This window comes from Hoeflea sp. BAL378 (assembly GCF_000759435.1).
In the GTDB taxonomy this organism is placed as follows: domain Bacteria; phylum Pseudomonadota; class Alphaproteobacteria; order Rhizobiales; family Rhizobiaceae; genus Hoeflea.
Genome location: NZ_JRJG01000241.1, coordinates 1 through 5237, shown reverse-complemented (window position 1 = coordinate 5237; position 5237 = coordinate 1). Strand labels below are relative to the sequence as shown.

Below are 5237 nucleotides of genomic sequence, written 5' to 3'. Positions count from 1 at the left end.
AACGGATGAGCCGCATGAGGGACGTCCTGGCCTGGTGGCGGTTGGCTGTTGGCGCGCAGCCGCGGGGCTGGCGCAGGAGCTGTCGGAGCAACCTAACCCAGGCACCGGGGCGCGGCAAATGTCTCCGGACCCGGGCCTGCCCGGCCGCCCTCCCCGCGGCCCGATGGCGGTTGGCCTAGCCGGTCAGAATGGTCTTCAGCGCCGCGGATTCCTCCGCCACGAAATCGAAGAAGGCTGATACGCGCGGGCTGGAGCGGACATCGGGATGGGCGAGGATGCGCCAGGCGCGGGTGAGCGCCTCGACGGGGCCTGTGAGCCGGACCAGATCCGGTTCGGCGTCGCCAAGCGCCGTGGGCAGCGCGCCGACGCCCAAGTCGGACCGGACGGCGGCAACCAGGCCGAGGATGGAACTGCTGTGCGAGACAATGGCGGCGCCTGGCAGGGACTCGGCCAGCCATTGCGACAGCCGGTGGCCGGGCTGGCCCGCCTGCCCCGCGATCGACTGGTCGAGGGCTGCAATCGGGAAGGCGTCGAGGGCGCTTTCCGACGCCGGCCGGCCATATTGGTCGACAAAGGACCGGGTGGCGTAAACCGCCCAGAGCGAATCGGCCAGCTTGCGGCCGACCAGAACGCCGTCGTCGGTGTCGCCCGAGCGGAAGGCGACATCGGCTTCGCCTCCGGCGAGATCGACGTAGCTGTCGCTCATGACAAACTCGATCCGCAGCTCCGGATGGCGGAGGTGAAAGCGGTCGACAAAGCCGGATTTCGACAGACGCGCCATGATCGGCTCCGGGCAGGTCAGACGCAGAATGCCGGTCTCGGCGCGCTCGATTGCGGCCTGGTGCTCGTCAAACCGGCCGACGGCGCGCTCGACTTCCTCGGCATAGGGCAGCATGGCCAGACCGAAGGGCGTCAGCCGGTAGCCGGTCGGATGGCGCTTGACCAGCGGCCGCCCGAGCGCAGCCTCCAGCTCGCCCAGGCGGCGGTGGACGGTCGACTGGCTTTTGGCAAGGCCGCGCGACGCCGCCAGCGTGCTGCCTTGCCGGGCGACAGCAAGAAAATACCGCAGATCATTCCAGTCGATCATCACGCGTCCCCTCCTGGTCCCCGAAAGCCCGGCACGGGTCCGGGTGCAGGCTCGGCCATGCTAGCACGGAAAGGCCCGGGTTTGAGTGCGACAGGAAATGGTCGATCCGGTGCGGCTATGCATATTTGACGATTGCCCGGCCAAAAACGCCGCTGCCGCGCGGCCGGAACCCGCACTAGGCTGACGTCACCGGCTTCAGGGGCCAGATGCCGCCCCGCTCACCCCGCCGCGTGGAGGACTTGACCATGTCAGAAAAATCGCCCGCCTTGCAGCCGCCCGCCGCGGATGCGGCTGCCGCAAATCTCTGGGACCAGGCGGCCATCGGCTGGAATGCCCATGCCGGGCCGATCCGCGCGTGGCTGCGGGCCTCGACGGAGTTGATGCTGCTGTCGGCGGGCGTGCGCGCCGGCCAGCGCGTGCTCGACGTCGCCGCCGGCACCGGCGAGCAGACCCTTGAGATCGCGGCACGGGTCGGGCCCTCGGGATCGGTGGTCGCCACCGATCTTTCGGCGCGGATACTCGCGTTTGCCGCGGCCCGCGCCACGGACGCCGGAGTTTCGACCGTCGAGACGCTCGCCTGCGACGGCGAGGAGCTGCCGTTTGCGGATGCGAGCTTCGACGCCGTCGTCTGCCGGCTGGGGCTGATGCTGTTTGCAGCGCCGGACAGCGGGCTGGCCCAGATGCACCGGGTGGCACGGCCGGGCGCGAAGGCGAGCGTGCTGGTGTTTTCCGCCCCCGAAAATAACCCGTGCCTGGCGATCCTGGCCTCGACGGCAGCAAGGCACGCCGGGCTCGAGCGGCCCGATCCCTTTGCACCCGGAAGCCTGCTGAGCCTCGGCCGCGCCGGCGCGCTGCAGGCGATGTTTGCCAGGGCCGGGTTTCAAGCGGTGCAGTCGACACGGCTGAGCGCGCCGTTCGTGATGCCATCGGCGCGTCATTATGTCGATTTTGTCCGGGACTCGGGCGCCCCGGTGATCAAGATGCTGGCGCATCTCGGCCCCGGGGCGCAAGAAGAGGCCTGGAGCGAGATGGAACAGCGGCTTGAAAGCTTCACCACGGCAACCGGCTGGGCCGGGCCGAATGAACTGCTGCTGGTGACGGGAACACGATGACAGGAGGCGGCGACAGGCCGGGGACCAGGAGGTGACAGACGGCGCGCGCAGGACCCGGCGATGGATCAGGGCGGCGCTGCTGCTCGCCTTCTACGCCTGCCTGATCGCCGGCGGGCGCTGGCTGGGGCTGGCGATCGAGGCGCGGCTCGAAAGCATCGCGCTGGCGCAGGCGCAGATGCCCTATCTCGGCGCCATCGCGGCCATCCTGGTGGCCTATATCGTGCTGACGGCCGTTCCCTTCGTGCCGGGAACCGAGATCGGGGTGGCGCTGCTGATGGTGTTCGGGGCGAAGATCGCCGGCGTGGTGTATCTGTCGACGATGACGGCGCTGACGCTGGCCTTCCTGGTCGGCCGGCTGGCGCCGGAACGGCGGCTGGCCGGCTGGCTCGCGCGCCACGGGCTTGCGCGCGCGGCGGCGCTGATCGAGGCGTTCATGCGGCTCGGGCCCGAAGGCCGCGACCGCTATCTGGTCCAGACCGCGCCGCGCTGGCTCAAGCCGTTCCTGGTCGACCACCGGATCATCACGCTCATGGTGCTGATCAACCTGCCCGGCAACACGCTGATCGGCGGCGGCGGCGGCATCGCGCTCCTCACCGGGCTGAGCAAGCTGATGAGCCTGCCGCAATTTCTCCTCTGCATCGCCTTCGCCGTGGCGCCGGTGCCGGCGGCGGTGGTGCTGACGAGCTGGCTCGGCGGCTGAGCGCGGGCGGACCCGGACCCGGGCGGACGCGAAAAAATTCCGGCGGAAAAATTCCGCGCCCGCTGTCAAACTGCGTGAAAGTGTCGCAGGATCCGTGCGCCTGGCGTGGTATCCGGGATCAGCCCGGAGCGCCAGGAACACCGCATCTAGAGGGAAAGACAATGCGAGGCATCGGGTTCTATTTTTTCCTGGCCGGGGCGCTCTGCGTGACGGCCGGCATGTTCTGGGGCATAGGCATGGCGATTTCGGGCGACCACACGATGGGCGGCGCCCATGCCCATCTCAACCTGGTCGGCTGGGTGACCATGGGGCTTTTCGGGCTCTACTACACGGTGACGCCCTCGGCGGCGGCCTCGCCGCTGGCCAAGGTGCACCTGGCGGTCGCGGTGGCGGGCGTGGTGATCATGGTCCCGGGCATCGCGCTTGCGATCCTGCATGACGGCGAAGCCATGGTGGCGGTGGGGTCGCTGCTGACCGCAGCCTCGATGCTGCTGTTCGTCTACACCCTGTTCCGCAACGGATTGGGAAAGCCGGCCTGACAAGGTCGGATAAGGTCGGGGACAGTTTACTTTTTTGGCCTATGGGCCGAAAAAGTAAACTGTCCCCGATGTTTACACCAGGCGCGACTGTTCCAGCGCCGCTTCGATGAAGCTGGCGAACAGCGGGTGCGGCTCCAAGGGACGCGACTTGAGTTCGGGGTGGTACTGCACGCCGATGAACCAAGGGTGGACGTCGCGGGGATATTCGATGGTTTCGGGCAGGAGCCCGTCGGGCGACACGCCGGAGAAGACCAGGCCGGCCTTTTCGAGCTGGTCCTTGTAGGCGATGTTGACCTCGTAGCGGTGGCGGTGGCGCTCGGAGACCTCGTTGGAGCCGTAGATGCCGGCGATCAGCGTGCCGGATTTCAGGGGATGCGGATAGGCGCCCAGCCGCATGGTGCCGCCGAGATCGCCATTGGCGGCGCGGGTCTCGAGCTGGTTGCCCTTGAGCCATTCGGTCATGATGCCGACCACATGGGTGCCGGTCTTGCGGTCGAACTCGGACGACATGGCGTCCTCGATACCGGCCAGATTGCGCGCTGCGTCGAGCACCGCCATCTGCATGCCGTAGCAGATGCCGAAATAGGGAACCTTGCGCTCGCGGGCGAATTTCGCGGCGGCGATCTTGCCTTCCGCGCCGCGCTCGCCGAAGCCGCCGGGTACGAGAATACCGTGCACCTTCTCGAGCCAGGGCGACGGGTCTTCCTTCTCGAAGATCTCGCTTTCGATCCATTCGAGCCGGACCCGGACGCGGTTGGCGATGCCGCCGTGATAGAGCGCCTCGATCAGCGACTTGTAGGCGTCCTTGAGGCCGGTGTATTTGCCGACGATGGCGATGGTGACCTCGCCCTCGGGATTGTGGATGCGCTCCGAGACCATTTCCCAGGCGCCCATGCGCGGCGCCGGCGCCGGATCGATGCCGAAGGCGGCCAGCACCTCGGTGTCCAGCCCTTCCTTGTGGTAGGCGATCGGCACGTCATAGATCGAGGGCACGTCGAGCGCCTGGATCACGGCCGAGGGCCGCACATTGCAGAACTGCGAGAGCTTGCGGCGCTCTTCCGCCGGGATCTCCCGGTCGGCGCGCACGAGCAGGATGTCGGGCGCAATGCCCATCGCCTGCAGTTCCTTGACCGAATGCTGGGTCGGCTTGGTCTTGAGCTCGCCAGCGGCTGCGATCCAGGGCATCAGGGTGAGATGGACATAGACGGCGTTGCCGCGCGGCAAATCGTTGCCCAACTGACGGATCGCCTCGATGAAGGGCATCGCCTCGATGTCGCCCACCGTGCCGCCGATCTCGCAGAGCACGAAATCGAAGTCCTCGTTGCCCTCGAGCACGAAATTCTTGATCTCGTTGGTGACGTGGGGGATGACCTGGACGGTGGCGCCGAGATAGTCGCCGCGCCGCTCCTTGTCGATGATGTCCTTGTAGATGCGGCCGGTGGTGATGTTGTCGGTCCTGGTGGCCGACCGTCCGGTGAAGCGCTCGTAGTGGCCGAGATCGAGATCGGTCTCGGCGCCGTCGTCGGTGACGAAGACCTCGCCGTGCTGGGTCGGGCTCATGGTGCCCGGATCGACGTTCAGATAGGGGTCGAGCTTGCGCAGCCGCACCCGGTAACCACGGGCCTGCAGCAATGCGCCAAGGGCAGCCGAGGCAATGCCTTTTCCAAGCGAGGAGACCACGCCGCCGGTTATGAAAACATATCGCGCCATGGGATTGAACCGATACCTTCAGAAAACTGATTCCACCACCCCAAAAAACGGATGGAAGATATTAGCGGTGCATAACAGACGATCTGTCA

5 protein-coding genes are annotated in these 5237 nt (G+C 67.1%); 3 read left to right on the top strand and 2 right to left on the bottom strand.

The features are described 5' to 3' along the window. Positions 1–175: 175 nt before the first annotated feature. Entirely contained in the window at positions 176–1087 is a 912-nt protein-coding gene (locus LL06_RS25550; RefSeq protein WP_035533762.1) for a LysR family transcriptional regulator, read from the bottom strand. 245 nt (positions 1088–1332) lie between these two features. On the opposite strand from LL06_RS25550, the gene LL06_RS25545 reads away from it, so the two are divergent. The 3 genes from LL06_RS25545 (at position 1333) to LL06_RS25535 (ending at position 3438) form a co-directional block, all read left to right on the top strand. Continuing rightward, positions 1333–2199, top strand: coding sequence for a class I SAM-dependent methyltransferase (locus tag LL06_RS25545; protein ID WP_052161912.1), 867 nt, complete (start codon positions 1333–1335; stop codon positions 2197–2199). A 31-nt stretch (positions 2200–2230) separates the two neighbouring features. Further along, on the top strand, positions 2231–2899 hold the full coding sequence (locus tag LL06_RS25540) for a hypothetical protein (RefSeq protein ID WP_035533760.1): 669 nt from the start codon (positions 2231–2233) through the stop codon (positions 2897–2899). 161 nt (positions 2900–3060) lie between these two features. Further along, positions 3061–3438: a hypothetical protein gene (locus LL06_RS25535; protein WP_035533758.1), complete on the top strand. Its 378-nt coding sequence runs from the start codon at positions 3061–3063 to the stop codon at positions 3436–3438. Positions 3439–3510: 72 nt separating this feature from the next. Here LL06_RS25535 and LL06_RS25530 read toward each other — a convergent pair whose 3' ends face one another. Continuing rightward, positions 3511–5148 carry a CTP synthase gene (locus tag LL06_RS25530; RefSeq protein WP_035533756.1) on the bottom strand — a complete coding sequence of 546 codons (1638 nt, stop codon included), beginning with the start codon at positions 5146–5148 and terminating at the stop codon, positions 3511–3513. Positions 5149–5237 lie beyond the last annotated feature (89 nt).

Bases quoted from the DNA above. Each gene is read 5' to 3' on its own strand.
- LL06_RS25550 (WP_035533762.1), bottom strand. From the start codon at position 1,087: ATGATCGACTGGAATGATCTGCGGTATTTTCTTGCTGTCGCCCGGCAA.
- LL06_RS25545 (WP_052161912.1), top strand. From the start codon at position 1,333: ATGTCAGAAAAATCGCCCGCCTTGCAGCCGCCCGCCGCGGATGCGGCT.
- LL06_RS25535 (WP_035533758.1), top strand. From the start codon at position 3,061: ATGCGAGGCATCGGGTTCTATTTTTTCCTGGCCGGGGCGCTCTGCGTG.
- LL06_RS25530 (WP_035533756.1), bottom strand. From the start codon at position 5,148: ATGGCGCGATATGTTTTCATAACCGGCGGCGTGGTCTCCTCGCTTGGA.